At 44.2% G+C, this 24,344-nt stretch carries 18 protein-coding genes; 15 read left to right on the top strand and 3 right to left on the bottom strand.

Annotation, left to right across the window (positions count from 1 at the left end; translation table 11 throughout):
* The first annotated feature begins 115 nt into the window (after positions 1-115).
* The 10 genes from BMY09_RS16780 to BMY09_RS16735 all read left to right on the top strand — a co-directional run bounded on the left by BMY09_RS16780 (position 116) and on the right by BMY09_RS16735 (position 11,076).
* Positions 116-496: a DVU3141 family protein gene (locus BMY09_RS16780; protein WP_091360563.1), complete on the top strand. Its 381-nt coding sequence runs from the start codon at positions 116-118 to the stop codon at positions 494-496.
* Between the two features lie 59 nt (positions 497-555).
* Positions 556-2,280, top strand: coding sequence for a polysaccharide biosynthesis/export family protein (locus BMY09_RS16775; RefSeq protein ID WP_245756617.1), 1,725 nt, complete (start codon positions 556-558; stop codon positions 2,278-2,280).
* A gap of 66 nt (positions 2,281-2,346) precedes the next feature.
* Entirely contained in the window at positions 2,347-3,135 is a 789-nt protein-coding gene (locus BMY09_RS16770) for an ABC transporter permease (RefSeq protein WP_091360559.1), read from the top strand.
* On the top strand, positions 3,132-3,821 hold the full coding sequence (locus tag BMY09_RS16765) for an ABC transporter ATP-binding protein (protein WP_091360557.1): 690 nt from the start codon (positions 3,132-3,134) through the stop codon (positions 3,819-3,821). The genes BMY09_RS16770 and BMY09_RS16765 overlap by 4 nt, the downstream gene beginning before the upstream one ends.
* Positions 3,822-3,869: 48 nt before the next feature.
* Complete coding sequence (locus BMY09_RS16760; RefSeq protein WP_091360555.1) at positions 3,870-4,958, top strand: KpsE/RkpR family capsule polysaccharide export protein; 1,089 nt, start codon at positions 3,870-3,872, stop codon at positions 4,956-4,958.
* Positions 4,959-5,027: 69 nt separating this feature from the next.
* A complete protein-coding gene (rfbB, locus tag BMY09_RS16755; RefSeq protein ID WP_091360553.1) occupies positions 5,028-6,113 on the top strand; it encodes a dTDP-glucose 4,6-dehydratase in 1,086 nt (361 codons plus the stop codon).
* Positions 6,110-7,006 carry a dTDP-4-dehydrorhamnose reductase gene (rfbD, locus tag BMY09_RS16750; protein ID WP_091360551.1) on the top strand — a complete coding sequence of 299 codons (897 nt, stop codon included), beginning with the start codon at positions 6,110-6,112 and terminating at the stop codon, positions 7,004-7,006. Before rfbB ends, rfbD begins: the two co-directional genes overlap by 4 nt.
* A 3-nt stretch (positions 7,007-7,009) precedes the next feature.
* Complete coding sequence (gene rfbA / locus BMY09_RS16745) at positions 7,010-7,885, top strand: glucose-1-phosphate thymidylyltransferase RfbA (protein ID WP_091360550.1); 876 nt, start codon at positions 7,010-7,012, stop codon at positions 7,883-7,885.
* Positions 7,886-8,026: 141 nt separating this feature from the next.
* Positions 8,027-9,832 carry a glycosyltransferase family 2 protein gene (locus BMY09_RS16740; RefSeq protein WP_091360548.1) on the top strand — a complete coding sequence of 602 codons (1,806 nt, stop codon included), beginning with the start codon at positions 8,027-8,029 and terminating at the stop codon, positions 9,830-9,832.
* Positions 9,829-11,076 (top strand): glycosyltransferase family 4 protein, encoded by a 1,248-nt coding sequence (locus BMY09_RS16735; protein ID WP_091360547.1) that lies wholly within the window; start codon positions 9,829-9,831, stop codon positions 11,074-11,076. Before BMY09_RS16740 ends, BMY09_RS16735 begins: the two co-directional genes overlap by 4 nt.
* 154 nt (positions 11,077-11,230) lie before the next feature.
* Here BMY09_RS16735 and BMY09_RS22070 read toward each other — a convergent pair whose 3' ends face one another.
* The 3 genes from BMY09_RS22070 to BMY09_RS16720 form a co-directional block, all read right to left on the bottom strand.
* The gene (locus BMY09_RS22070; RefSeq protein ID WP_139203209.1) at positions 11,231-12,412 is read right to left on the bottom strand and encodes a hypothetical protein; all 1,182 of its coding nucleotides are present in this window, start codon (positions 12,410-12,412) and stop codon (positions 11,231-11,233) included.
* A 427-nt stretch (positions 12,413-12,839) separates the two neighbouring features.
* Complete coding sequence (locus BMY09_RS16725) at positions 12,840-13,967, bottom strand: polysaccharide pyruvyl transferase family protein (protein ID WP_091360543.1); 1,128 nt, start codon at positions 13,965-13,967, stop codon at positions 12,840-12,842.
* A gap of 138 nt (positions 13,968-14,105) precedes the next feature.
* Positions 14,106-15,317 (bottom strand): hypothetical protein, encoded by a 1,212-nt coding sequence (locus BMY09_RS16720; protein ID WP_091360541.1) that lies wholly within the window; start codon positions 15,315-15,317, stop codon positions 14,106-14,108.
* A gap of 1,011 nt (positions 15,318-16,328) precedes the next feature.
* Here BMY09_RS16720 and BMY09_RS16710 point away from each other — a divergent pair.
* The 5 genes from BMY09_RS16710 (at position 16,329) to BMY09_RS16690 (ending at position 24,130) form a co-directional block, all read left to right on the top strand.
* Positions 16,329-17,717: a hypothetical protein gene (locus tag BMY09_RS16710; RefSeq protein WP_091360536.1), complete on the top strand. Its 1,389-nt coding sequence runs from the start codon at positions 16,329-16,331 to the stop codon at positions 17,715-17,717.
* 255 nt (positions 17,718-17,972) lie between these two features.
* Positions 17,973-18,521, top strand: coding sequence for a dTDP-4-dehydrorhamnose 3,5-epimerase (rfbC, locus tag BMY09_RS16705; RefSeq protein WP_091360534.1), 549 nt, complete (start codon positions 17,973-17,975; stop codon positions 18,519-18,521).
* 412 nt (positions 18,522-18,933) lie between these two features.
* Complete coding sequence (locus BMY09_RS16700) at positions 18,934-21,189, top strand: glycosyltransferase family 2 protein (RefSeq protein ID WP_217647461.1); 2,256 nt, start codon at positions 18,934-18,936, stop codon at positions 21,187-21,189.
* Positions 21,186-22,124, top strand: a complete 939-nt coding sequence (locus BMY09_RS16695) for a glycosyltransferase family protein (protein ID WP_091360532.1) — start codon at positions 21,186-21,188, stop codon at positions 22,122-22,124. The genes BMY09_RS16700 and BMY09_RS16695 overlap by 4 nt, the downstream gene beginning before the upstream one ends.
* Entirely contained in the window at positions 22,121-24,130 is a 2,010-nt protein-coding gene (locus tag BMY09_RS16690) for a capsular polysaccharide biosynthesis protein (protein WP_091360531.1), read from the top strand. Before BMY09_RS16695 ends, BMY09_RS16690 begins: the two co-directional genes overlap by 4 nt.
* Positions 24,131-24,344: the final 214 nt, after the last annotated feature.

The raw sequence follows: 24,344 nt of genomic DNA, 5'->3' as shown, positions 1-24,344 counted from the left end.
CTCTGATCTGTCATTGTCTGTGAATACAGATAGTTTTAATTAATAGAGCGTAGTTGCTCTGAGACATGTAAGTTGGCTCGATAATATTGTATGATCTTGGCCTGTAAATTTTGTTATGGATAGCAGATTGATGAAGCTGAGTACCGCCCGAATAGTTAACTCTGTAGTAGTCTTGTTTTTAGTGACTTTTTTATCCGCATGTACCCCTCAGGCAATGCACAAGGCCGGTCCGGGGGATTCTTTTCAGACATCTGTCGACAATAATGTTCTACCACGGGACGTGAGTCAGATACTCTCGGATAATTCTCAGGATTTTTCCCTGACTATTCCAGCGGGGATGTTCCAGGGGGGAAATCTTATGGCTAATGCTACCTACTTTGCTGCCAGTGGACGTTCCTGCCGAAGAGTGGTCATCAGTGATAATCTGTCTCAGCGGCACTACCTTGCCTGTACTGTTAATGACACCCAATGGGAACTGATTCCGGTAACACTCTGATAGCAGGTTGTATCACCGCTCAGGTAATCCATCGTGACAATGTTAAATGGAATTCATCTATGAATTTGTATAGCACCAAAAGACGTAATGTTATGTGTAAAGGCTTTGTGGCAGGCCTGACTCTGTTGTTCTGCAGTTTTGCACAGGCCGCCATTGAAAGTGCAGGTGATCTTGATCCTGCGATGCAGCAGTTGATGAGTGGCGGAGGGGGCATTGATGCTCAACAGGTGCAACAAAGTATCGACTGGAAATCGGGTACTTATGGCCAGCTGGGCTCAAAAGGCCCTGCTGATACGGAGACTATTCGACCCTTTGGCAGTCAGTTGTTTGATGGTGGCTTCAGCGGCTTAAGGTCTGATGGTCTTAATTCAGACTACAAAGTCACGCCGGGTGATCAGGTTGTTCTGCGTATCTGGGGGGCAATTGAGATGGAGCGGGTGCTGCCAGTGGATGCCCGGGGGAATGTTTTTATACCGACTATTGGTCCCGTCAGGGTTCAGGGTCTGAGTCATAAAGATCTTGATACCCGCATTCGAGGGGCTGTCCGGGCGATCTATCCGGAGAATGTTAATGTTTATACCCAGGTTCAGGGTGTCCAGCCGGTGGGTGTATTTGTCACCGGTTTTGTCTCCCGTCCAGGCCGTTATGCAGGCACCCCCAATGATTCGGCTATCTACTTTCTAAACCAGGCGGGTGGCATCGATGATCTGATGGGGACATACCGTGCGATTAAGGTTATTCGTAACGGTAAAACAATTGAAACGATTGATCTGTACGATTTCTTATTAAACGGTCAGATGGTACGACCTCAGTTTCGCGATGGTGACACTCTGGTGGTGGGTGAGCGCCAGGCTTCGGTGGTGGTTTCCGGTGACGTAGAGCGGTCATATCGATATGAACTGACAAAGAACGAGATGACGGGGGCTGCACTCACTAAACTCACGCATATGAAGGCGGGGGTTTCCCATGTACTGTTACGGGGGGATCGCAGCAGCGGGCCGTTAACCGGTTACCTGTCTCTGGCAGACTTCAGACAGCAGTCATTGCAAAATGGCGATGAAGTTATTTTAAGTATCGATAAGCGTTATGACACCATTGTTGTTGAGATTGAGGGTAGTTTTTATGGCCCGTCCCGTTACTCCCTGCCCCGGGATATAATGTTGCAGGACTTTCTTGATTCGATTGCTGTACCAAAGGGTATTACTGACACGACCAGCATCTCTATGCGCCGGGAAAGCGTTGCCCTACGCCAAAAAGAGTCTTTAGATGAAAGCCTGAGACGTTTAGAAGCAACCTACCTTGGTGCATCTTCCGCCACCTCTCAGGAAGCCAGTATCCGTGTGCAGGAAGCCGAACTTATCAGCAAGTTTATCGCCCGGGCTTCAAAAGCAGAGCCCAGCGGTCGACTGGTTGTGGCCTCTAATGATCACATAGCCAATATCCGTTTACAGGATGGCGATGTAATTACAATTCCCGAAAAGTCAGATTCTCTGCTGATCAGTGGTGAAGTTCTGGTACCTCAGTCAGTGGTTTATGAGTCTGGAAAAAGTGTCTCTGATTATATCGATGGTGCGGGTGGTTTTAGCTCTCATGCCGATAAGTCAAAGATTCTGATCGTACGCCAGAATGGCGAAGTGCGCGATGCTGAGGATGTTGCACTGAAAGCGGGCGATGAGATTCTGGTGTTGCCTGAAGTGCCAACCAAAAATCTGCAGCTGGCAACCAGTATATCTCAAATCGTTTATCAGATTGCAGTGGCCACCAAAGTTGTGACGGGGTTGTAAGATGAACTTTTTCTTAACTGTCAACCTGAGGTGAGAGTATTGAATCCATGGAACAAGGTTTTTTGAATGCTTAGCTCTCGAACATCCTGGCAGGTTACCAAAGCTGTTTGGTACGCTTTGTTTATGCGGGAAGCTCTGTCTCGCACCACGGGGGATCGTTTTGCGTGGTTTTGGATGCTAGCAGAACCTGTTGCAATGATTGTTGTGTTGGTTTCTATGAGAGGCATTATTATGGGGGGGCGTTATATATCAGGAGCTGAGTTTATCCCCTGGATGCTGGTTGGACTGCTGGGCTTTTATCTGTTTCGTGAGAACCTGCAGCGCTCGTTAGGAGCTATGCAGGGCTATAAGGGACTATTTGCATATCGTCAGGTTAAATCCATTGATCCTGTTTTCGTGCGATGTTTTCTTGAAGGGATGCTGAAAACATTCATCCTCGTTCTGTTCATTTTTGCTGGGATTTTGTTGGATATTGATCTTATTGCGGATGACCCACTGTTTGCTCTGTTTTGCTGGTTTTCGTTGTGGTTTTTAGGGGTAGGGGCTGCATTAACATTTTCTGCTGTTTCGGAACTGGTTCCAGAAGTTGGTAAAATTGTGCGAATTACCTCGATGCCACTAATGATTATCTCTGGAGTGATCTTCCCCCTTAACTTTCTGCCGTTCTGGATTCAGGAGTATCTTCTGTTCAACCCAATTGTTCACGGGTTAGAGCTGCTACGTATGGCTTTTTTCGAAAATTATCGCCCTGTTGCGGGGATCGATATGGGGTATCTGTGGCTCTGGAATCTAGGGTTGATTACCTTTGGGCTGATGCTCCATATGCGTTTTGAACCGAGACTGAAAGCACAATGATCAGCATCAGAGGGCTCTATAAACGGTACCATAAACATCATGGTGGTGACTGGGTTCTTAAAGATGTGAATCTGGATATCCCCGAGGGGGTGAGTGTTGGGTTGATCGGGAGGAATGGTGCGGGTAAATCTACACTGCTCCGGTTAATTGGTGGGATGGATAGCGCGGATAAAGGTGAAATTATTCGCGATTGCAGCGTTTCCTGGCCCATCGGTTTAACCGGAGGCTTTCAGGGTTCGATGACCGGCCGGCAAAATGTCAAGTTTGTCGCCCGTATTCATGGCGGTGAAACACATTTAGCCGAAATTCTACATAAAGTCGAAAGCTTTGCGGAGATCGGCAAGGCGTTTGACGAGCCGGTTAAAACCTATTCATCAGGGATGAGAGCGCGTTTGGCATTCGGGCTGTCATTGGCGTTTGACTTCGACGTTTACCTTTCTGATGAAGCCACTTCTGTGGGTGATCAGGTTTTCCGCCAAAAGGCAACTAAGGCGTTTAAAGACAAAATGGGTAAAGCCAGTCTGATAATCGTGTCTCACGGTGAAGGGATGCTGAAGCAGCTGTGTCAGGCGGGCATACTGATCGATAAAGGGAACGTAACCTGGTTTGATGATATTAATGACGCTCTGGAAGAGTACCACACCAAAAATAGTCAGCCGAAGGCTTCTCCCGACAAGGGCAAATAGTTTTATTTTTATAGCAAACGCAACATGTATGTTAGGGATGAATGGTTAATGAAACAACATTTAATGAAAAACCCGGTATGGGTGGTGTGTGGGGTTTTCATTGCACTGTCTGCTTTTTATTGGGGGATGCTGGCCAGTGACCGTTATGTTTCTGAAGCCAATGTGGTTCTTGAGAGTCCGCAGATTACCATTCCCACAATGGATGTGTCTTCATTGTTGGGCGGCCCCACGGGAGAGAGTGGTGACATGCTGCTGCTCAGGGATTACCTGTTGTCCGTCGATATGTTGCTTGATATTGATCGTTTAGTGGGGTTTCGTGAACACTATTCCGCCGCGGGTATCGATTTTATTTCAGCGCTTAGCAGCGCTGATGTTCCTATTGAAGATCTGCATGAATACTACCTTAAACGGGTTTCTGTTGAACTGGATGATTATGCCAATGTATTGCGCATTAAAGTAGAAGCTTTCAGCCCTGAGATGGCCAATAAAATTGCCAGCTTGTTACTTGAAGAAGGCGAAAAGCATATGAACCTGTTGGGCAAGCGTCTTGCTGAGGAGCAGGTGCGTTTTTTGGAAGACCAGGTGGCGATGCTCAATGACAATTTTAATGTTGCCCGCAATGAACTTCTGAATTATCAGAATAAAAATGGACTGATCTCACCAACCGGTACGGTTGAAAGTATTAGCGCTGTAGTGGCAACCCTGGAGGGGAAGCTTTCTAACTTGCAGGCGGAAAAAACCATGTTGAAAAGTTATCAGAGCAGCAGTTCTCCTGCGATGGTTAAAATAGACAATGAGATAAAAGCGGTGCGGCACCAAATTGAGCAGGAAAAAAACAGAATGGCACAGCAGTCGGGCAACGCACTGAATACAGTCACGGCTGAATACCAGACGCTTGAACTGAAGGTGAAGTTTGCACTGGATAGTTATTCCGGGGCGTTGGCTGCATTGCAAAGCACCCGTATCGAAGCTGCTCGCAAGCTCAAGCAGGTGTCTGTGCTGCAAAGCCCGACATACCCGGAATACCCGCTTGAACCGCAAAGGCTGCACAATATTGCGATGTATGCGATTGTCGCTCTGTTTATGGGGTTAATTATGCAGATGTTGTTGCTGATTATAAAAGATCATCGGGATTAACCTGCTGTTTATATAATCTTCGTTAAGATAAATACTACGAAGCGGTATGTGAGAATTAAAGGTATAGCTATGAGTAAAACGTTTTTAGTGACCGGAGGGGCCGGATTTATTGGCTCAGCTGTAGTCAGGGAGTTAATTCTCAACACAGAACACAGGGTTGTGAATATCGATAAACTGACTTACGCAGGGAATACTCAGTCACTTGCAACGGTATCGGACAGCGAACGTTATTTTTTTGTGCATCAGGATATCTGTAACCGTGATGCGATGGAAAAGGTATTTGACGATTTTCAGCCTGATATAGTGATGCATCTGGCTGCAGAAAGCCATGTAGATCGCTCAATTGATGGCCCTGGTGAATTCATACAGACCAATGTGGTAGGCACTTACACACTGCTGGAAGCTGCTCGCAAGTATTTTCAGCAACTGAAAGCGCAGAGTGCCGAAAAAGCGTCGGGGTTTCGTTTTCACCATATATCAACGGATGAGGTCTATGGTGATCTGCACGGTGCAGATGATCTGTTCACGGAAACGACGCCCTATGCGCCAAGCTCACCCTATTCTGCCAGTAAGGCCAGTTCAGACCATCTGGTCAGAGCGTGGCAGCGGACTTATGGATTGCCGACTCTGGTAACCAATTGTTCCAATAACTACGGACCTTATCACTTTCCTGAAAAGCTGATTCCTCTGATGATTCTGAATGCCCTGGCTGGAAAAGCGTTACCGGTGTATGGTGATGGTAAGCAGGTGCGTGACTGGTTGTATGTTGAGGACCACGCCCGGGCCCTGATTCAGGTTGCTCAGCAGGGGCTCATCGGTGAGACCTACAATATCGGTGGTCATAACGAGAAGCAGAATATCGATGTTGTATATACTTTGTGTGATCTGCTCGATGAACTAAGGCCGTCACAGAGCAATACAGAGGTTACAGTTAACAGCTATCGGGAACTGATCACCTTTGTATCAGACCGCCCGGGGCACGATCTACGTTATGCCATTGATGCCAGTAAAATCGAACAGGATTTAGGCTGGGTACCTCAGGAAACCTTTGAAACAGGGATGAGGAAAACGGTGGAGTGGTATCTTAGCAACCAGGATTGGTGGCAATCGGTGCTGGATGGCAGCTATCAGGGCGAACGTCTGGGGTCACTATGAACATACTGGTTACGGGGGGGAGCGGTCAGGTAGGCTTTGAACTGCAGCGTAGCCTGGCGATCTTTGGTCGTGTTGATGCACCGGACCGGCAACACCTTAACCTTGAAGACCTGGATCAGGTGGCTGCATATCTTGAAGCGACAAAGCCTGGGCTTATCGTCAATGCTGCAGCCTGGACCGCGGTCGATAAAGCGGAAACGGAGCAGGATAGCGCCCGCATTGTTAATGCGGACCTGCCCGCTGTGCTGGCGGGCTATGCCGCCAGGAACAATATCTGGTTGATTCACTACTCATCAGACTATGTTTATCCCGGCAACGGAACGACACCCTGGAGTGAAACTGATCAGACCGCCCCGCTATCTGTCTATGGTAAAACCAAACTGCTGGGTGATGACAATATCGCCGCATCTGGCTGTCATTATATGATTTTCAGAACCAGCTGGGTTTACAGTGCCCGGGGCAACAACTTTATGAAAACGATGCTCAGGCTTGGCGCAGAGCGGGAGCAACTGAGTATCGTCAATGACCAGTGGGGCGTGCCTACGCCTGCGCGACTGATAGCGGAGATCACTGCGCTGGCTGTTAGTCGTTCACAGCAGATGGCTTCACAAGGTTCAGGTATTTATCATCTGGCTCCATCCGGCGAAACCAATTGGTGCAGGTTCGCTGAATCTATCTTTGCATTAGCACGGGAGGAGGGCTTTAAACTCAAAGTGGCGCAAGTGACAGGGATACCAACGTCAGATTATCCAACGCCTGCCAGCAGGCCATTGAACTCACGTTTGTCACTGGAACAAATTGAACGAGAGCTCGGAATCATCATGCCGGACTGGTATAGCCAGCTGCAGATGACATTAGAAGAATATCTGAGCCTGAAAAATAGAGAGGAATAAGTTATGGCGCGTAAAGGAATTATCCTGGCAGGGGGCTCAGGCACCCGTCTGCACCCGATTACCCTGGGTGTATCGAAACAACTGCTGCCGATTTACGATAAGCCGATGATCTATTATCCGATCTCTGTGCTTATGTTATCAGGTATCCGCGAGATACTGATTATCTCAACCCCTGAAGACCTGCCTCAGTATAAGAAGCTGCTGGGTTGCGGGAAACAGTTTGGTGTTCATTTTCAATATAAAGAACAGCCCTCTCCAGATGGTCTGGCGCAGGCATTTATTATCGGTGAGGAGTTTATTGGGCAAGACCCGGTGTGCCTTGTGCTGGGCGATAATATTTTTCATGGGCAGCACTTTTCTGATCAGTTGCAGCGGGCTGGCAGGCAACAGCAGGGAGCCACCATTTTTGGTTATCTGGTCAGTGATCCGGAAAGGTTTGGTGTTGTTGAGTTTGACGCAGATGGAAAGGCGATCTCTATTGAAGAGAAACCTCTGAAGCCCAAGTCTGATTATGCCGTGACGGGGCTATATTTCTATGACAACGATGTGATTGAGATCGCAAAACAGGTTAAACCCTCCTCTAGGGGCGAGCTGGAAATTACCAGTGTCAACAATGCATACCTTGAGCGGGGTGATCTTAAGGTCGAAAAGCTGGGGCGCGGCTTTGCATGGCTGGACACCGGTACCCATGACAGCTTGCTTGAAGCCGGACACTATGTGCAGACCGTAGAGCATCGGCAGGGGCTGAAAATTGCCTGCCTTGAGGAGATCGCCTGGCGCAATGGCTGGCTGAGCCGTGAAGAGCTGTGTATGTATGGGGAAAACCTCTCAAAAACGAATTATGGTCGATACATAATCAGTTTGTTGGATGAGAAATAAAGCGCCCATTGTTATTTATTGAATACTGGACAGATATTTATCTGCATGAAGTCCGGTATTGAATAGATTTTTTATCGAGATATGTTTGCTGACTAACCTTGATGTTTAAAGTGATAGCGAAGGCTGAACAGGGAGCTGCCAGTGTTAAAGATTTTTGAGAAAAGTAACAAACTAACTGAAGAAAAGATCAGAAGCATTATTGCTAAAGATTTTGATGCAGACTTTTATCGTCAGGAGTATGAGCTGGTTCTCAATGGTCAGGACCCGCTGGAGCATTTCATCAAGGTTGGCTCAAATGAGGGGTTCGATCCTTGTGGGTGGTTTTCCATAGATGACTACCTCATCGACTTCCCTGATGTCAGTGAAACCGGAGTCAACCCTTTCTTTCACTATCTCTATTATGGAAGAAAAGAGGAGCGGAATATCAAACCCAGTAAGAGGAATAAAACGACGCTGTCCGATAACCCTCTGGTGGATCCCGCTAGCCATACAGTCGACGATGATGCCGATACTTTTTATCATAGCCTGTATTATAAAGAGGCCAGAAACTTACTGGATAACGAGAGCTTTACTCCCGAACGATGGAAAAAGTGGATAAAAAAAGTTAAGCAGGAATCCACACCACATCCAAATGTAAAAGCCTATATAGAATCAGCCGTTGTCTCTGAACGGGGTTCGTCCGGACTGTTAGTTGGGTGGGTCGTCAGTAGTCCCGACTCAATCGTCTGGATTGAAGATGAAGAGGGCTCGCCAACATTTTTAACTCAGGCCCATCGAATTTTCAGGGAGGATGTGTATAAGGCTTTCCTGACAAGCTTTGATAAAGCGGAGATCAATAGTGGCTGTTTAGTGCCAGTAAAAAATATCAGTCCTAAAGAGACGCTCTCAATATATGCTTTGTCATCTAAAGGAGTGCATAGATTATCCTCTGCTGAGGTCGGTTACCTCGATTCTCAACCGGCGGAGATGGCTAAGTGGTTGTTCACTATCGAATCGAAACCTTCCGATCAGGTGGATATTTTCAGGCATATTTTCTGGCCTATGCTCAGCGAACAGCTAACCCGGAACAACCGCGTGATCGCCAGAATGCCCGTCTCTGTTGAACAGTATGGCGAGGTCCGGGACCCTTTGATCAGTATCATTATTCCGCTTTACGGCCGTATCGATTTTATTGAAGGGCAGATGGTCTCTTTTGTTTTAGATGAGTTTATTAAAAGTCAGACAGAGATTATCTACGTCGTTGATGACCCAACACTGGTTGAGAAGTTAAGAACACTGGCGAAGGAGATCTATGATCTTTATAAAGTCTCTTTCAAGGTTGTGTTTGGTGGGGTCAACAGAGGTTTTTCCGGAGCCAACAACCTTGGTGCAGAACACGCCAGCGGTACCTACCTTCTGTTCATGAACAGTGATGTCTTTCCTAAATCTCCAGGGTGGCTGGGGCCGATGTTAGAGGCTTTAAAAACGAATCCTGAGCTTGGGGTTATTGCGCCGAGGCTGTTATTCGCAGATGGCTCAATTCAACATGCAGGAATGGAGTTTCAGTATCGGTCGGATATCGGTATCTGGATCAATCACCACCCCCATATGGGGCTTGATCCGATTCTGGATCCTCATCAGACGTTGACAGAAATGCCTGCGGTTACAGGCGCCTGTATGCTGATCTCCAGAGAAGACTTTGACGCCGTTGAAGGATGGGATACAGGCTATCTGATAGGTGATTTTGAGGATTCTGACCTCTGCTTGAAACTGCTGGAAAAAGGAAAGGGCTGTGGATACCTTCCCACAGTTGAGCTGACGCATCTGGAACGACAGTCATTTGGCTTAACAGGCACTCCGGATTTTCGAACCAAGGTTGTGATTCTTAACGCTTCCCGGCATATGACCCGTTGGTCTGATTTGATTGAAAAGTTAGCGGCGAAATCTGAGGCGGCTATTAAATTATGAAAAATAGAATTCTTGTAATCTCCCATGGGCATCCCGATTTCAGTTTAGGTGGTGCCGAGATCGCGGCCTATAACCTGTTTAACGCCTATCAACAGCACCCGGATGTCGAAGATAGTTGGTTTCTGGCACGTGCGGACCGTGGACGCGGCGCAACGGGGCAAATTCGGAAGCGTCGAGAAAATGAATATCTGTGGGAGCAGGGCATCGGTGATTGGCATCTGCTAAAAGCAGAACAGCAACAGTCGCTGACTACATGGTTTACCGATCTGATTCAGGCACTAAAACCCACCATTGTGCATATGCATCACTATGCTCATATGGGGGTTGAGTTCATCAGGGTTATTAAACAGATTGACCCTGAGATCCGTATCTTCTTCACCATCCATGAATATATGGCGATCTGTAAACATAATGGTCAGATGGTGAAAACAGGGGAAGGCCATAAACTGTGTAGTAGCGAGTCCTATGATGAATGTCATCAGTGCTACCCGCAACATACGGCTGAAGATTTTTGGTTAAGAAAGCACTTTATAAAAAGCCATTTTGACCTGATTGAAGGCTTTATTTCGCCGTCTGAATTTCTGCGGCAGCGGTATATCCAGTGGGGGATAGATGAAAGTAAGATCATTGTAATCGAAAATGGTCAGCAGGATATTGAGACGCTCCCTCCCAGAGAGCTCGCGGATGGAGAAACACGTAACCGGTTTGCGTATTTCGGCCAGGTGAACCCCTATAAGGGGATCGATGTATTATTGCAGGCACTGTTAAGTCTGAAGAAAAAGCAACGGAAAAAACTGGTAGTTGAAGTACATGGTGCCAATCTGGAACAGCAAACCGGTGAGTTTCAGGAGAAAGTGAAGGAGATGGCCTCTAAGCTTATCGAGGAAGGCTGTCTTCGCTGGGTAGGGCCCTACCGTCCTGATGAGCAGATGAAGCGGATGCAGAGTATTGACTGGGTGATTGTCCCTTCCATCTGGTGGGAAAACTCCCCCATGGTGATACAGGAAGCGTTTGTTGCCGGCCGCCCGCTGATTGTTTCTGATATAGGCGGGATGGCAGAGAAGGTCCGAGATGGTGTGGATGGTGTCCACTTCAGTGCTGGAAACCCGGTTGACCTGGGGATCAAGTTGCTGAACCTTTCCGGTAACAGTGAAGTCTGGGATGAGCTCCGGGAGGGAATAAGTAAGCCCTTAAACTACATGGAATGTAGCATCGAACATTTGAGATATTTTGACAGGTGCTAAGAGATTAGTCGTCTTTGGGCAGCCTCTTACTACGCATCATCCGCTCAGTTGGTATCCACGCCGATGCGGATAATCAATAGTGAAAGGGGCTGCGCCGACTACAGATCTTGATGGAGAAAATAAGCTTAGTATTGTTAAAAGACATTATATTTCTTTATTTCAGTTTCTCCCGGTATTCGTTAAGTTTTTTGTTTATAACAACTCCGTCAGGGCGTATTTTCTGAGCTAGCTCCATAAAAATAAAAGCTTTCTCCAAATCCTGAGATTCGTATAGTAAAGCAGCGTCTCTGAACAAATCTGCAAAGCTACCAGGTAGGGGAGTGAAGTTAATTAGTTGTAAAATTAATTTTAATATCGAGTTTTGGTCTATATTAACCTGATTGTTTATTGGTTCTTTGTACGGGAATAAGTCTCCGTCTGATTTTAGATACTTTCTATTTACCTCTCTGTTTGTTTCTCTGAATGCTTCGAATATTTCAGAATATTGCTCTGGCGTTACAGACACACCTTTTCCTGCGAAATTTTTGTCAATTATAGAAAGTAACTTTCGCTTTTTGCTAATTATTGCTTTGTCTGATAACTGATTTGGAAAAGCTTGGTTAATGGTTAGCCCAATAACTTGTCCCAGTGGATTTAACGATTCGTTCTGAGGTTTTTTGACGCGTGAAAAATCTTCAGATGGTTCTATCTCTAAACAAGAAAGGAAGTCGTCTATCAAATCACAGTTTATAAAGGTTTTTCTGTCAAATCTTCTTACGCATAGCTTATCTTCTCCAAAGTTATCTACCCAGTTTTTTAGCATTGTCTCGAAGTTGTAATATGAATTTCTGGGTGTGCAAAATTTCAAATGATAAGAGAAATCATATATTGTTCCAGATTTTATCAATGTAGAATAAAGAGATGAAAGTGTTTCAGTCTGCTCTCTTATATAACAAATTATCTTTATATCACTGTAATATGGTGATAATAAGTTTTTGATGATGTTTATTTGCGATGAAGTTGTATTTCGTGAGTGGAAGTGTTCGCTTGATATTATTATAGAGTGGATTGAGTCTGGTAGGGATGATATTTCTTGATCAAGGCTTTGCTTAGTGTATTCTCTAAATTTTTTTCTCTCTTCAGGAGTATTTATATTTCGGTCCTGAAAAAAATCATCTGTTATGTCATCTCTCATGGCATATGAGGGCAGTGCTCGGTTATTTCTAACTCCTGCAGACTGGATGAAATAGTATCCCTTATGAATTAGCGCCTCTCTATTCTCGTATAGAAATTCTTGAATAGACGTTGTACCAGTTTTCTCTGTACCAATATGGAGGTATATTCTACGTTTTTTCATGTTAATACTATTTTTTCGTTTTCTAGCGTGTATCGAGTGATTACATACCTAAGAATGTTAACACGACTTTGTTGAAATATAGAGTTTGTGAATGACTGACTAGGCGCTCTGTACAAGGGATGAGCAAATTATAGCTTTATTTTAGGCAAAATGTTAGTTGTAAGATACTTCTCAATAGGAGTAGATTAACACAACTTAAGTAACTACTAATAAGTAGATTAGTAGGGTGGATGAGGGGGAAGCCTCTAAATCCAATGATTTTAATATCATTGAATAACGCTTTATAAATCCAGGTAATGTAGATTGGATAATCCTAAATTCTTGCAGGCGCTACTCAGAAGAGTAACGAATATGTGAAAATTCATAATCTCAGTCACTTAATAATGCTTATTTTGGAGGGGTAATGTCTTATAAGTTTTCGCTAAATCTATAAAAATGACTTTAGATGTGCTGATATATTGATGCCAACACTTTTGAACATTTTTTCATAATTAGTAGCTAGTTCACGTCTTCTCTCATAAAATCCTATCTCATCAAATGTTATAGTGCTGAACAAATCATTGATAGTGCCATCAAACTGTGAAAACTCAGTGGATGTTATTGAAGGAATAAAAACGCTCTTACTCAACTCTCTTGTTCTCGTATCATGTGTTATACATATAGAAGGAATGCCCGCAGAAGTAGGTAAAATTGAACCGTGTATCCTTGTGCCGACGGCATGGCTTGTACATTTTAAATATTCTAACCATGAGTGGGCTGTAGTAAAGTAAATGGAATTTTTTCGTAGGAAGTTGTAGAAATAACTTGTTGTCATCTCTGGGTCAATAAATTTACGAAACTTTTCTATGTATTCCAAGTCTGTTTTATTTAGACTTTCATGGCGAATAACTTTTAGAAGGGCTGCGGGTCTTTGTATTATATATTTTCCATTTGTTTTGTCTATTAATTTAAATAATTTTGACTCCGTTCTTCTTAGGTTTTCTTTTATAGATGCTGAAGCTGATGATAGATGTGTCAGATCTGCATTCCATCTTAGGCTGATTTCTTTTCCAAGGTTTTGATTGTTGTTGATTAATATGGATGGACAGCCAAGATTGGTGATGTTTTTTACATCATAATGTTCACAAACTTTCTTTGAAAAGTCTCCTCTTACACCAATGTTTTCACATCTGGAAGCGACGGCTTTCAAGAAGCCTATCGTACCTTCCTGCAAATCTGGTATTTTTGATTCATCCTCTGATTGTGCGCCCAGGCCAGATATTAATACGGGTTTATTAAGTGTTTCTACTAGATCCCTTAATATGCTGAGATCATTTGACTCCATAAGAAAGTTTGCAGCAGCAATGACGAGCACATCAATTCTATTTTTTAACGCTTCGGGGTTGTCATTCCATCTGACTTGTAAAACATTTCCTCCAACTAAACGGGTGAACCCCAACCAAAAAGCTAAATTCCCCAAATTCTGACCCGAATGCTGCATTAAATATTCAGAGCTGTTACAAAAACTTTCAGGTACAACCCCCCGTGGAGAACCTATGAATCCTACTCTAATCATTTTCTATCCTTTACGCTTCCTACAGGGGCGATAGTTGTATTACGTCTTTTAATGTAGTGTTTTTTGTATTATTAAAAAGTAAATTCTGTATTTTAATAAATATGCTCGAAGAGTCAAGCTTTACTTATTGGTTGCAGTTTAATGGTTTTTTAATTTGCTTTCGTAGTTTTTGATTTTACTGTTTATGGTAACCCCATCTGGGCGGAAGTGTTTTACCAGTTTCATCAACTCGTATGCTTTGTCTAGGTTTAAGCGCTCTATGCCAATAGCCAGGTCTCGCAAAATATCTACCAGTTCTGAGGATATAGCGATGGATTTATTTTCAGTTAAACTTTCTTCAAACTTTAATAGAAGCTCGTTTAGGTCTGGTAGTTCAAAGTCATAGTAACTTCTGTTTGCTGGATTTACTTCTAGGTCAATCTCTGATTTAGCTAAAAGCTCAACGATATCAGCGTCTTTAAAAGGTCCGTCAACTATCTCTCTTCCCATAAAGGAAGGAGTATTTGAATAGTTTCCATTCAGAACGGTGATTCTAATATCACCCGGAAATGATGGGAAAGAGTCAATAGCTTCGTGTAAGTACAAGTTTCCTGAGAATGAAAAGCGTTTATTCAGGACGCTTATACCTTGCTCTTCTTTTCTTGAAGGGGCTAAGAAATATCCTATTGATAATAGTTTGCACGGCACTCTGTTGTTTAGATGTATCTGGTCTGTACACCTGGAAAAAGTAATATCTATAAGTGAGTTTTTGAAATCATATTTTTGGTAGTTGTTAGTTTCTGCAATGTCATGGCTGTCAAATATAATATATGGATCTTTTTTTATAGACCCCCCGTGTACGGGTTTTTCGGTAAGTGTTCTCAAGTTATTAGCAAGTGATACCCCTACTGTAAATGAAGTTTTTCTATTCAAGTGAATGTCATCCCCGTAATTTTCAGTTTTAAATGCGAATTTATTCAGGTCAAGTAAAGGTATTTTGTTTGTTTTTGAAAGGTTTTTTACGAAATTGTAATAGTCTGACTCCTGAGAGTTTAGTTTTTTTCTTATGGGAAATAGTATATTTAAAATGTTGGTGTTTAATGAGCTAAGCAGTCTGTAAAAGTCTTTGCACTCTTCTAAGTAGAAATCTCCTAGTCGAGGATGGTAATAATTTATGTCGTTGATGTAGTGGTCAATGATAAGAAGATCTGATTTCTCAATTAGTTCTATGTTTTGCTTGATAGTTTTTATGTGGTAAAAGAATGGAACGCGCCCGCAGGATATGTTTGAAACTTGATGATAGATTTTTAAAGCTGAAACGTAAGACTCAGTCATTACAGAGTTTGATGTGCCAATAATGATAATATTCATGATGTTTGATAAATCATACTTTATGTTTGGTATTGGTTGTTTTAACTAAAATGTACAAATAAATAGTTTGGATGTTGCAATATGATACTGATTAAAGCGGTCTTATGCCAAAGCTTTACGTGTTCTGTGTGACGTTGGGGTAAGTGTGATCAAGTCTGTTGCATTAGTTAATCTGCGCAATGGATGGTTGAGGACGTACAGCTGGATTGGCATCTTTCCTGTACGCGCAGAGATTTCAGTCATAGGCGACGTCGAACTAAAAAGGAGCAGTTCCAGGTCTGGATGGACAAGCTGATCCTGTTGACGAAATGGCCGCATCAGGGCAGAACAGGATCGCCTACCCAGTCTTTTGTCCATCATGCCACGGCTTCATTGAATGTGTCAGTGGTAATTGCTGGTCGGTTAAGTGAGGCAGTCTTTGAATCGGTACCGGTTATTTAGCATTTCTGTGCTACGAAACATAACGCTATAGGATTTATTGCTTTGAAAAAGACTCTGAATCAGTTTTGAATTAGCGTGTTACGGCCTGTTAACGGTGATCGTATCAACTTGCTGGTAAAGCTGAATTAGCCTCATAATTACCTTATGACGGGTAGCAATTTCCTGCCAAACAGCAACCAACAATGTTAGTATTGGTTGCTGTGTTTTGCAGGGGAGGCTGTGTGTGAACTCTCTTAGCCTGCGACTGGCAATGGGCTGGTCTTTAGCTTTGTAGATCATGATCTGAAAGTCACTGATCATGCGATCTTTTAAGGAAATAATGATTGTGTGATTCATATGCAAAAAATAGTATTTCAAGTGCTCGTGTTGTTAAGGATTTCGTTTTTTGAGGTTGTAACCGATATGCTTAAACTTTGTAAGGAAGGAGAGTTCTGATGTTTTTTGTATTTAGGTTTCAGGCTATGAATAGGTGTAGCTAATCTTAGAGTGCTGGTGTGTTTAAAAGTAAGCTTTTATACGTCAAGTAATGGTTTTTCGTGGTGTTGTTTTCTGTTTTTGGTAGAGATTTTTATGATTCGAAAAATATTTGATAAGTATAAGGAAGGGAGGACCTTTTCCAAGCCCCGACTTAGGGGGAGTAACTTATGCTATTCTGATTACGATATAGTTATCCATATCGGTGCCCCAAAGACAGGCTCTTCAGCACTACAGGCATTTTTTCTTAATAATAGAGATGCTTTGCTTTCCTGCGGTTATTACTATCCTGAGCATGGTGTTGACGACAATAATGTGTCTGGGGGCCACTCTGTAGTCGGTGTCAATCTGATTAAGAAAGATTTTATTTCTGCATCCCGTTTTGTCGATGAGTGGGTTGTTCAGGCTAAAGAGAGAAATAAAACGCTATTGATTTCTGCTGAATCTCTTTATTCAAAGCCTCGGATGTTGAAGTCGATATTGGAAAATTATCGAGTTGGAATAGTAGCCTACTTCCGCGATCCTATAGAGTTATTGATTTCTAATTATAATCAGGCAGTAAAAAGGCATTTTGCTACTATTGACCTTAAAGGCTTTGCTAAGAATGTCCTTGTAAATGAAAGTGATGGTTATTCCGGGCTTATATTCAGCCTGTGGGCAGAGTGCTTTGGTAAAGATAATGTTTGTTTATTACCTTATGGTGAAGGTTTTTTTCCAGAAGGTAAAATTGAATTTTCATTTCTTGATTTGTTAGGTGTATCAAAACTTCAAAGAAAGTCTTTCAAGTATCATAGTAAACGAATCAATGTTAGCTATACTAGTGGTGCTTTGGAGTATAAACGGCTAGTTAATTGTTTGTTTGATAAAGATGAGTCGGATTTTTTTAGAAGAGTGGATAACTGTTTGCAAAAATATTCGGATCTAAATAATAAAGGAGCGGAAAAGCCTATACTTCTCTTGGGTGAGGATGTTTTTTTTGCATTGATTGAAAAGTTTAAGTTATCTAATAAATATCTAATTGATAATTTTTTTGGGGGAGTGGCTGGCGATTTTCTATCTTATAACGATCAGTATGATATCGGGGAAGAACTGTATATAAAAAATAGTTGCCTTAGTGATGTCGTACAGACAGCATTCAATGATTGCTCTGAGTTAGTAGTGAAAGTTAGAGATAGAGTTGGCAAAAGGCTTGCTGAAGGCCCAGCAAATTATGCCATTCTTAAACTCGCTGATCTTTTAGATGTTGAGTTTAATGAAGGAAACTATCGAGGGCATTTTTTTAATGAAGGCCAAATGAAAGTGCTTCTGTCTGATAAATCTAAAGAGGCTGATTTATTAAGGGAAATTGCTGTTTCTCTAGAACGTGACGCTAAATATAACGATGCTTATCAGGTTATATGCCGGGCGGCAGATGTCAGAAAGGATGGTGTCGGAATCTTTAAAATAAAAGATCGATTGGAGAAGATTTTAGAGAATAAACAGTAATATGCTCTTTTATGTAGTGCGGTTTTATTTCCTTGGTTTTCAGCGATACTGTCTGTGTGATTGATGCTTGTTGGTAAGGCAGCTTGTCGTCTGCCAAATGCGTACCAACAATGTTAGTATTGGTTGCTGTGTTTTGCAGGGCAGGCTGTGTGTGAACTCTCACAGCCTGCGCCTGGCAATGGGCTGGACTTTAGCTTTGTAGATCTTCATCTGAAAGTCACTGGTCTTGCGATCTTTTAAGGAATGAAACTGAGTATGAAATACGAAAAATTGGCGATTCCGGATGTCGTATTACTAACCCCACAGGTCTTTGGTGATGAAAGAGGTTTTTTTCTTGAAACCTACCGGCAGAGTGAGTTCGAGGCTAATTGTGGCGAGTATACATTCGTTCAGGACAACCATAGCAAGTCGTTGAACGGGATCTTGAGGGGGCTTCACTATCAGTTGCGAAATCCCCAGGGAAAATTAGTCCGCGTTACCCGTGGTGAGGTTTATGATGTTGCCGTTGATATGCGCAAGGGGTCAGCCACATTCGGCAAGTGGGTTTCGGCGACACTGAGTGAAACAAATAAGCAGTTGTTATGGATCCCCCCTGGGTTTGCTCACGGTTTTTATGTCACCAGTGAGGAGGCAGAGTTTCAATATAAGTGTACTGACTACTATGCACCTGGCGATGAGTACTCGCTCTTATGGAATGATCCTGCTTTGGGCATCGACTGGCCCGTGACCGGTAGCGGGCCTGTTCTTTCTGAAAAAGATTCAGCTGGCGACTTGTTTAAGGATGCCCGCTATTTTGAGTTGTGACTGAAGGTCGTAGGCGTATAGATGAATAGAGTATGCTTGTTAGGATCTACCGGCTTCATTGGCAGAAGCTTGTCCTTCTATTTTAATCAGATCGGTGTTGATAACTTTTTCTTTGAAATGGAAAATCAGCCCCCTTTCGATATGAGTCAGCTGCGATTTAAAGATAGTAATGTGTTACGGCAGGGTATTAACAGAGCGTTCCTTCAGTTTGTTGTCCATTTGTCGGGTTAGGTTGAACGCTTAAAACAGGTAATAAAGTCACAATAAGTATTTAGAATTTTTTTTATATTTGCAGTATTAGTTAATATTTATCGATTTTTGTTGTCAGGTAATGTTGCGCTTTTGATATTTGTCTTGCGGTATTTTTTATTGTTCTGTCTCCGTGACTGCAAGTAAGGTGTGAATAGGTTGGGTGGGTATCATTAAAAGTTTAAGTATATTTCGTTTTGATTTGCGACTTAGTCCAGCGTCGGCTATTAAACATTTAAACTCAGATAGCGGCGAATATGAATGGGAATCAACAGATACTGATCCCCAGTTTTCTGTTAAATTGCGCTTCCCGATGCGGGGATGGTTTATGCTCGAGGTTGCCCTACAGCATAATCAGCCCAGTGTGGTAACGAAACTCTATCTTGATTGTGGTAAAGGTTTCTCTGAAGAGCATGTATATTCGCTTCCGATTAAGAATGGAAGGGTCTCAAAAAGGTTAGTTTTTTTGCCTTTCGGTGTAAAAAAAATACGTTTAGATCCTCTTGAATCTGAAGGCGAGTTTAATATTCGACACGCCAGACTTATCTGGCTCACTTCTGCCTTTGCCGAAGAGCGTTTGTTGCACCGTCTTATTAACATGCACTACCGATTTCGTGAGCAGGATCTGAAGTGCGTACGCCGGGAGATAAAAGCCAGCGCTAAAGAGAAAGGATGTCCGGTACGGGATCATGCTCTGCAATTATATAATCAAACATTTATAAAGCGACCCACTCGTCGGGGTTACCAGGATTGGATAGAGTGTGAAGAGCAGAACCATCATCAGCAGTTTGCTCTGCTCAGCCAACAGTCGCAATCTGGACCGCTGATCTCTATTCTGCTTCCGGTTTATAACACGCCTGAAATTTTCTTAAGGGAGTGCCTTGATTCTGTTATTACACAGCGATACCAGAACTGGCAGCTATGTATTGCGGATGATGGCTCCGACAAGAGCCATGTCCGGCAGGTTCTTGATAGCTATGCGGCTAAGGATAATCGCATAACGGTATGTTATAGAGAGGAAAATGGCCATATATCTGCTGCAAGCAATAGCGCGCTCGAGTTGGTAACTGGCCGTTATATTGCGTTGTTGGATCATGATGACTGTTTATCAGAATTTGCGCTGAGCCGGGTCGTCGATGCTCTCAATAAAAATTCTGCAGCGCGATTATTGTATAGTGACGAAGATAAAATCGATGCAGATGGCTTCAGGTTTGATCCCCATTTCAAACCCGAATGGAACTACGATCTCCTGCTGGCGCAGAATTATATTGCCCACCTGTCTGTGTTGGATACTGACCTGGTCAGAGGTGTCGGTGGGTTTAAGACTGGGGTTGAAGGTAGTCAGGATCATGATCTGCTGCTGCGGTGTATTGCGCACCTCTCTCCGGACGAAATCGTCCATATCCCCCACATTTTATATCACTGGAGGTCTATTGAGGGGTCGACTGCCTCTGCTGCTAATGAAAAAGACTATACCAGTGAGGCAGGTTTGAAAGCGGTTTCTGAGTATTGCAGACAATATCACCCGGGGGCCTCTGCTGAACCGGGCATCGTACCCAATACCTATAAGGTTTGCTGGCCAGTTCCTGAGCCCGCTCCTCTTGTCAGTTTATTGATACCGACCCGGGATAATGTTGAGGTATTGCGCTGCTGTGTAGACGCTATTCTGCAGCTGACGGATTATAAAAGCTTCGAAATAATCATTCTTAATAATCAGAGTAGCTGTGAAGAGACGCTTGAATATTTAGAACGGATCACGACGGATCCCCGGGTTACAGTGGTTAACTGGGACTATCCATTTAACTATTCATCCATCAACAATTTTGGCGTAACCAAAGCACGCGGGTCTGTTATCGGGCTTCTGAATAATGATATTGAACCGATCAATCCAGGCTGGTTAACCGAGATGGTTAGCCTTGTTTGCCGGTCCGATGTCGGCTGTGTTGGCGCAAAACTGTATTACCCTAATGAAACTATCCAGCATGCAGGCGTCATTCTGGGTATTGGCGGCGTTGCTGGTCACTCCCATAAATACTATGAACGTCATGAGCATGGGTATTTTTCCAGATTGAGACTGGTGCAGGAATTATCAGCAGTTACTGGCGCTTGTTTATTGATACGCCGGTCTGTTTATGAAGAAGTGGGTGGCTTAAACGAGGCTAATCTGGCTGTTGCTTTTAATGATGTTGATCTGTGCCTGAAAGTGAGAGCCGCTGGCTATAAAAACATCTGGACCCCTTATGCAGAACTCTACCATCATGAATCTGTATCCCGCGGTGCTGATGACTCTGCAAAAAAACGCAAAAGAGCAAAGCGTGAAGCGGAATATATGCGAAAGCAGTGGGGAGAACAGTTATATCAGGATCCAGCTTACAATCCAAATCTGACCCTGGTTCATGAGGACTTTTCGTTGCGATGAAGCCCGATCAGAAAGTCGCTTTTGTAGTTGAAGAGTCGATAAATCCCTCATCAGATTTTTTTGTGATACCTGAGCTGAAAAGACGGGGGTATGAGATCAGACGATTTGGCTTCGACAGCTGTCCCGCAGCAGGGGACGCAGGCAAAAGTATTGTCGTCTTTGTTCGCTATGTGCCCCGGTGCTGGAAGTTATTCATTGATCGTCATCGAGAGCATTTTGATCAGATCATCTACTTTATGGACGATGATCTTCTGAATCCGGCCGCGCTGTCAGGGTTGCCTTTACGCTACCGGTTTAAGCTGGTCCGCTATGCTTTTCTGGCCCGAAACTGGTTGCAAAATCACAATGCTTGTTTCTGGGTGAGTACACCTTACCTGCAATCGGTTTATAGCGCGTTTGAACCTGTTCTTGTTGCACCGGTTCCTCTTCCTGAGAAGCCCGGGCCGTTGACGATCTTTTATCATGGTTCATCCTCCCATAATGCAGAGATTCGTTGGTTAGTGCCGGTCATCGAGGAGGTATTAAGGCTCCGTGAAAATACCGTTTTTGAGGTGATTGGCAACACTGAGGTGCGTAAATGGCTGAAGGGATTAAGCCGGGTAAATGTGTTGCAGCCAATGAACTGGTCTTCCTATCAGGCGTTAATCCTACGGGGCGGGCGGGATATCGGCCTGGCTCCACTGCTGGACTCCCCGTTTAATCGGGCGAGATCCCATACAAAATATTTTGATATCACCGCTGCTGGGGCCGCAGGTGTGTTTGCAGATGACCCGGTATATACCTCATATATCGAACACGAATCGAATGGAATGACCATCGCAATGGATAAGTCCGAGTGGGTCTGCGCAATAGTGGATCTGATCGATAACAAAGCTAAGCGCATAGCGCTACATTCAGAGGCCAAATCTCACTGTTTCAGGTTAGGGCAGACATGAGCTGTGTGGGCGTTTTTTCCGGCCAGATATTAAAAATTCCCTATCTGTCTGAGATATTGGATGCTGACGTTGTCCGTGTGGGAGCATTTAATAAACCTGCCTGTGATTATATTGCCGGATGGGGACTGAAACCCACCTCTGCCCAGGCCCGCAGGCATGCCCGCAGGGAGAAACTACCCTATATCAGCCTGGAAGATGGTTTTATCCGTTCGCTTGAACTGGGAGTGGATCGCGTCCCTGCTCACAGCGTAATCGTTGATTATAGTGGAATATATTATGACTCCAGCCGCCCCAGTGATCTGGAGACACTGATTCTCTCAACCGAGTTTGATGAGAGTCTGTTGCAGCGTGCGGCACGGTGTATCGATCTCCTCAGTTATCACCGGTTATCAAAGTATAATCATGCCCCGGATATTCTCCCCGAGCGCACTGGTCAACACACAAGAGTCTTAGTGGTTGACCAGACTGTTGGCGATGCATCTGTAGTTTATGGGGGCGCCGATCCAGATACCTTTATTCGCATGCTGGATACTGCGATTGCAGAACACCCGGAAGCCGAGATCTGTGTAAAGGTTCACCCTGATGTGATTGCGGGCAAAAAAAAGGGTTACCTGCTGAGTGCCGCCCTGACACGAAATTGTGTGGTTCTATCTGAGGATATCTCTCCCTGGGCGTTGTTAGATACAGTGGAGCATGTTTATGTTGTTACCAGTCAGATGGGGTTTGAGGCTCTGTTAGCGGGCAAACAGGTGAGTTGTTTTGGTTTGCCCTTTTATTCTGGCTGGGGGCTGACCAACGATTTTCTCCATTGCGAACGGCGCGGCGTGAGCCGGAGTCTGGAACAGGTTTTTGCAGCGGCTTATCTGCTCTATCCACGTTATATAAACCCCTATACTGGTCAAAGATGTGAATTGGAAGATACGATCTATTTACTCAGTGATCAGAAGCGTCAGCGGGATCGCTATCGGGGCCAATGGCTTGCTGTTGGATTTTCTCAGTGGAAGAAAGGGTTTGTCGGTCGCTTTCTCGGGACATTTGCCCGCACGGCTTTTATTCGCAGGGCGCGTTCGGTCAAGCAACATTTAACGCCATCTACGCGGGTGCTTGCATGGGCCAGCTCATTGAGCACCGAGTTGTCAGGAATCTGTACTTCTGCGGGTATAGAGTTATGGCGGATGGAGGATGGCTTTGTAAGGTCAACAGGGCTTGGGGTCGACAGAGTGAAGCCCCTGTCGCTCGTTTTAGATTCGGTGGGCATCTATTATGATTCATCTGCCCCCAGTGATCTTGAGAATATGCTGAATAGTATGGATGTCAGCCGTTCGTTAACAGAGCGTGCACAACGGGTACGTCAGGCGGTCGTTAAGTTAAAACTGTCAAAATATAATGTGGGCGATACGTTAACGCTGTCTCTTCCAGAAGCCCGGAAGATTATTTTGGTGCCGGGTCAGGTTGAAACTGATGCCTCAATCCTGCGGGGCTCTTCCTCTGTCAAAACCAATCTTGAGCTTCTGCAGAGGGTGCGTAACCGCAATCCTGATGCATATATTATCTATAAGCCCCACCCTGATGTGATTAGCGGTGGTCGCTATGGCGAATTAAAGGCCAGTGCGGCTGCATCCCTGTATGATCTGGAGCTTAAAAATGCATCTATAGCAGACTTGCTGGACAGTGTTGATGAAGTTCACACAATAACCTCGCTGGCCGGGTTTGAAGCCTTGTTACGAGATGTGAAAGTGTTTACATACGGCTTGCCTTTTTATGCGGGCTGGGGACTGACCGAGGACGCCGAGGCTTCAGAACGGCGACAACGTCATCTCACCCTGGACGAGCTGGTGGCGATAACACTAATCGTTTATCCGGTGTACATCGATCCTGTCTCGGGTGATCAGGTGAATATCGAGACTGTTATCCAGATACTTAACCAGAGCAGGAACAGCTGTTCAGATGCAGATATAAAAACCAGACTTTATCGGGTGTTCAGAAATACCTTTCTGAAGTGCTAGTTTGTGATAGCCGTGCATTGTGTTAATTGGAGGCGTGGGTGAAAACGTGTTATGTACATATAGGGATGCCAAAAACCAGCACCTCTCCGATCCTGGATTACCTGAACAACAGGTAATACAGAGTCCAATTAAGGGCTGATTTTTCATATCCGGAATACCCTCTTGTTGAAAGGCTCATCGGAATGATCAGGCCAGAATACTTAATACGGGATGT

Origin of the sequence: Amphritea atlantica (assembly GCF_900111095.1) — a bacterium.
Classification (GTDB): Bacteria; Pseudomonadota; Gammaproteobacteria; order Pseudomonadales; family Balneatricaceae; genus Amphritea; species Amphritea atlantica.
The sequence above is the reverse complement of the archived record's forward strand: the minus strand, read 5'-3'. Positions and strand labels throughout refer to the sequence as shown.

Excerpts from the sequence above, each read along its gene's own strand:
- BMY09_RS22070 (WP_139203209.1), bottom strand. The coding sequence starts at position 12,412 with ATGAAAAAACGTAGAATATACCTCCATATTGGTACAGAGAAAACTGGT.
- rfbD (WP_091360551.1), top strand. The coding sequence starts at position 6,110 with ATGAACATACTGGTTACGGGGGGGAGCGGTCAGGTAGGCTTTGAACTG.
- rfbB (WP_091360553.1), top strand. The coding sequence starts at position 5,028 with ATGAGTAAAACGTTTTTAGTGACCGGAGGGGCCGGATTTATTGGCTCA.
- BMY09_RS16780 (WP_091360563.1), top strand. The coding sequence starts at position 116 with ATGGATAGCAGATTGATGAAGCTGAGTACCGCCCGAATAGTTAACTCT.
- BMY09_RS16760 (WP_091360555.1), top strand. The coding sequence starts at position 3,870 with ATGAAACAACATTTAATGAAAAACCCGGTATGGGTGGTGTGTGGGGTT.
- BMY09_RS16720 (WP_091360541.1), bottom strand. The coding sequence starts at position 15,317 with ATGAATATTATCATTATTGGCACATCAAACTCTGTAATGACTGAGTCT.
- BMY09_RS16765 (WP_091360557.1), top strand. The coding sequence starts at position 3,132 with ATGATCAGCATCAGAGGGCTCTATAAACGGTACCATAAACATCATGGT.
- BMY09_RS16710 (WP_091360536.1), top strand. The coding sequence starts at position 16,329 with ATGATTCGAAAAATATTTGATAAGTATAAGGAAGGGAGGACCTTTTCC.
- BMY09_RS16775 (WP_245756617.1), top strand. The coding sequence starts at position 556 with ATGAATTTGTATAGCACCAAAAGACGTAATGTTATGTGTAAAGGCTTT.
- rfbA (WP_091360550.1), top strand. The coding sequence starts at position 7,010 with ATGGCGCGTAAAGGAATTATCCTGGCAGGGGGCTCAGGCACCCGTCTG.
- BMY09_RS16690 (WP_091360531.1), top strand. The coding sequence starts at position 22,121 with ATGAGCTGTGTGGGCGTTTTTTCCGGCCAGATATTAAAAATTCCCTAT.
- BMY09_RS16735 (WP_091360547.1), top strand. The coding sequence starts at position 9,829 with ATGAAAAATAGAATTCTTGTAATCTCCCATGGGCATCCCGATTTCAGT.
- BMY09_RS16725 (WP_091360543.1), bottom strand. The coding sequence starts at position 13,967 with ATGATTAGAGTAGGATTCATAGGTTCTCCACGGGGGGTTGTACCTGAA.
- rfbC (WP_091360534.1), top strand. The coding sequence starts at position 17,973 with ATGAAATACGAAAAATTGGCGATTCCGGATGTCGTATTACTAACCCCA.
- BMY09_RS16695 (WP_091360532.1), top strand. The coding sequence starts at position 21,186 with ATGAAGCCCGATCAGAAAGTCGCTTTTGTAGTTGAAGAGTCGATAAAT.
- BMY09_RS16770 (WP_091360559.1), top strand. The coding sequence starts at position 2,347 with ATGCTTAGCTCTCGAACATCCTGGCAGGTTACCAAAGCTGTTTGGTAC.